The 4,113-nt window shown below is 54.5% G+C and carries 2 rRNA genes; both read right to left on the bottom strand.

The window, feature by feature from the left end:
• Positions 1 to 2,694 (bottom strand): 23S ribosomal RNA (locus MYP_RS24490); the annotation flags it as partial.
• A 421-nt stretch (positions 2,695 to 3,115) separates the two neighbouring features.
• A 16S ribosomal RNA gene (locus MYP_RS24485) occupies positions 3,116 to 4,113 on the bottom strand; the annotation flags it as partial.

Below are 4,113 nucleotides of genomic sequence, written 5' to 3'. Positions count from 1 at the left end.
CCATGCCGTCGATATGGACTCTTGGGCAAGATCAGCCTGTTATCCCCGAGGTACCTTTTATCCGTTGAGCGACAGCGCTTCCACAAGCCACTGCCGGATCACTAGTCCCGACTTTCGTCCCTGCTCGACCTGTCAGTCTCACAGTCAAGCTCCCTTGTGCACTTACACTCGCCACCTGATTGCCAACCAGGTTGAGGGAACCTTTGGGCGCCTCCGTTACTTTTTGGGAGGCAACCGCCCCAGTTAAACTACCCACCAGGCACTGTCCCTGAACCGGATTACGGTTCGAAGTTAGATATCCAGAGTGACCAGAGTGGTATTTCAACAATGACTCCACGGTAACTGGCGTCACCGCTTCAAAGTCTCCCACCTATCCTACACAAGCCACACCGAACACCAATACCAAGCTGTAGTAAAGGTCACGGGGTCTTTCCGTCCTGCTGCGCGTAACGAGCATCTTTACTCGTAATGCAATTTCGCCGAGTTCGCGGTTGAGACAGTTGGGAAGTCGTTACGCCATTCGTGCAGGTCGGAACTTACCCGACAAGGAATTTCGCTACCTTAGGATGGTTATAGTTACCACCGCCGTTTACTGGGGCTTAAATTCTCAGCTTCGCCTTGCGGCTAACCGGTCCTCTTAACCTTCCAGCACCGGGCAGGCGTCAGTCCGTATACATCGTCTTGCGACTTGGCACGGACCTGTGTTTTTAGTAAACAGTCGCTACCCACTAGTCTCTGCGGCCTCCAAACGCTTTCGGAGCAAGTCCTAATACGTCGAAGGCCCCCCTTCTCCCGAAGTTACGGGGGCATTTTGCCGAGTTCCTTAACCACGATTCTCTCGATCTCCTTGGTATTCTCTACCTGACCACCTGAGTCGGTTTGGGGTACGGGCGGCTAGAACCTCGCGTCGATGCTTTTCTCGGCAGCATAGGATCATCCACTTTTTATCCGCATCGTGTCTCAGCCTCATGAGTCACGGATTTGCCTATGACTCGGCCTACGCACTTGCACCAGGACAACCATCGCCTGGCTTGGACTACCTTCCTGCGTCACACCTGTTAATACGCTAACCGCACCAGCATGGGGTCACGTGCTCCCCTCCACGGTGTCACCCGAAGGTGACGATGTGAAGGCTCGGACGTTTAGCACCACTGGATTAGCTTGGGCGGTTCTTCGCCGGTACGGGAATATCAACCCGTTGTCCATCGACTACGCCTGTCGGCCTCGCCTTAGGTCCCGACTTACCCAGGGAAGATTAGCTTGACCCTGGAACCCTTGGTCTTTCGGAGGACGTGTTTCTCACACGTCATTCGCTACTCATGCCTGCATTCTCACTCGTGTAGCCTCCACGGCTGGTTTCCACCGCCGCTTCGCTGGCCACACGACGCTCTCCTACCCATCAACACGGCTGGACCACGAAGGCCTACCAATAATGTCAATGCCACAACTTCGGTGGCGTGCTTGAGCCCCGTTACATTGTCGGCGCGGAATCACTTGACCAGTGAGCTATTACGCACTCTTTCAAGGGTGGCTGCTTCTAAGCCAACCTCCTGGTTGTCAGAGCAACTCCACATCCTTTCCCACTTAGCACGCGCTTTGGGACCTTAGTTGGTGGTCTGGGTTGTTTCCCTCTCGACTATGAAGCTTATCCCCCACAGTCTCACTGCTGCGCTCTCACTTACCGGCATTCGGAGTTTGGCTGACGTCAGTAACCTTGTAGGGCCCATCGGCCATCCAGTAGCTCTACCTCCGGCAAGAAACACGCAACGCTGCACCTAAATGCATTTCGGAGAGAACCAGCTATCACGAAGTTTGATTGGCCTTTCACCCCTATCCACAGCTCATCCCCTCAGTTTTCAACCTAAGTGGGTTCGGTCCTCCACGACGTCTTACCGTCGCTTCAACCTGGCCATGGATAGATCACTTCGCTTCGGGTCTAGGACATGCGACTGAATCGCCCTATTCAGACTCGCTTTCGCTACGGCTACCCCACACGGGTTAACCTCGCCACATATCGCTAACTCGCAGGCTCATTCTTCAAAAGGCACGCTGTCACACCTACCAGGGGTGCTCCAACGGTTTGTAAGCAAACGGTTTCAGGTACTATTTCACTCCCCTCCCGGGGTACTTTTCACCTTTCCCTCACGGTACTTGTCCGCTATCGGTCATCTGGGAGTATTTAGGCTTATCAGGTGGTCCTGACAGATTCACACGGGATTTCACGGGCCCCGTGCTACTTGGGATACTCTCCACGCCAGAACACGCATTTCGACTACGGGGTTGGCACCCTCTATGACCGGCCTTTCAAGACCGTTCGTCTATACGCTTCTGTAACGTCGCCAGCTCGGCAGAACTGACTGGTGAGTCCCACAACCCCGAATATGCAACTCCTGCCGGATATCACACACACTCGGTTTAGCCTGATCCGGTTTCGCTCGCCACTACTAACGGAATCGCGGTTGCTTTCTCTTCCTGTGGGTACTGAGATGTTTCACTTCCCCACGTTCCCTCTACCCGCCCTATATATTCAGGCGGGAGTCACTAGGTCGGCACGCCGCCCAGCGGGGTTTCCCCATTCGGACACCCTCGGATCAAAACTTGCTTATCAGTTCCCCGAGGCTTATCGCAGATTGCTACGTCCTTCTTCGGCTCCAGATGCCAAGGCATCCACCGTTTGCTCTTAAAGACTTGAAATCACATGAGTTCGAATCAAAAACTCGACCCCACCCGAAGGCGGGATCAGAAATTGACTAATGATCTTTAAGATCATCTTGCGCAACCAATCCGAAGATCAGTTGCAAGATGCTCGCGTCCACTGTGTAGTTCTCAAAGTACGGGCGGTACCCTTCACCGCTTCCCCACCGGGGAAACAACGAAAGGCCCAGAGTAACCAAATGCTTCCAACCCGAAGGTCAAAGCGCATCCGGTCCCTCAGGACCCAACAGCGTGCAGGTGCGACATCCGTCACCCTCCCCGTTCCAACCACCGAAGCGGCGTACTGAAGAAGAACAACATCCTTCGCACCATGTCAAATGTTCCACCCATGAGCTCCCAGCGAAGAACGTACGCCTTCGATCTGGGTTCTGGACACCCGAAAGTGTCAGATGCTCCTTAGAAAGGAGGTGATCCAGCCGCACCTTCCGGTACGGCTACCTTGTTACGACTTAGTCCTAATTACCGATCCCACCTTCGACGGCTCCCTCCACAAGGGTTAGGCCACCGGCTTCAGGTGTTACCGACTTTCATGACTTGACGGGCGGTGTGTACAAGACCCGGGAACGTATTCACCGCAGCGTTGCTGATCTGCGATTACTAGCGACTCCGACTTCATGAGGTCGAGTTGCAGACCTCAATCCGAACTGGGACCGGCTTTTTGGGATTCGCTCCACCTCACGGTATTGCAGCCCTTTGTACCGGCCATTGTAGCATGCGTGAAGCCCAAGACATAAGGGGCATGATGATTTGACGTCATCCCCACCTTCCTCCGAGTTGACCCCGGCAGTATCCCATGAGTTCCCACCATTACGTGCTGGCAACATAGAACGAGGGTTGCGCTCGTTGCGGGACTTAACCCAACATCTCACGACACGAGCTGACGACAACCATGCACCACCTGTTTACGAGTGTCCAAAGAGTTGACCATTTCTGGCCCGTTCTCGTATATGTCAAGCCTTGGTAAGGTTCTTCGCGTTGCATCGAATTAATCCGCATGCTCCGCCGCTTGTGCGGGTCCCCGTCAATTCCTTTGAGTTTTAGCCTTGCGGCCGTACTCCCCAGGCGGGGAACTTAATGCGTTAGCTGCGTCACGGAATCCGTGGAATGGACCCCACAACTAGTTCCCAACGTTTACGGGGTGGACTACCAGGGTATCTAAGCCTGTTTGCTCCCCACCCTTTCGCTCCTCAGCGTCAGTTACGGCCCAGAGATCTGCCTTCGCCATCGGTGTTCCTCCTGATATCTGCGCATTCCACCGCTACACCAGGAATTCCAATCTCCCCTACCGCACTCTAGTCTGCCCGTACCCACTGCAGGCCCGAGGTTGAGCCTCGGGATTTCACAGCAGACGCGACAAACCGCCTACGAGCTCTTTACGCCCAATAATTCCGGATAACG

This window comes from Sporocytophaga myxococcoides, assembly GCF_000775915.1.
Taxonomy (GTDB): Bacteria; Bacteroidota; Bacteroidia; order Cytophagales; family Cytophagaceae; genus Sporocytophaga; species Sporocytophaga myxococcoides_A.
The sequence above is the reverse complement of the archived record's forward strand: the minus strand, read 5'-3'. Positions and strand labels throughout refer to the sequence as shown.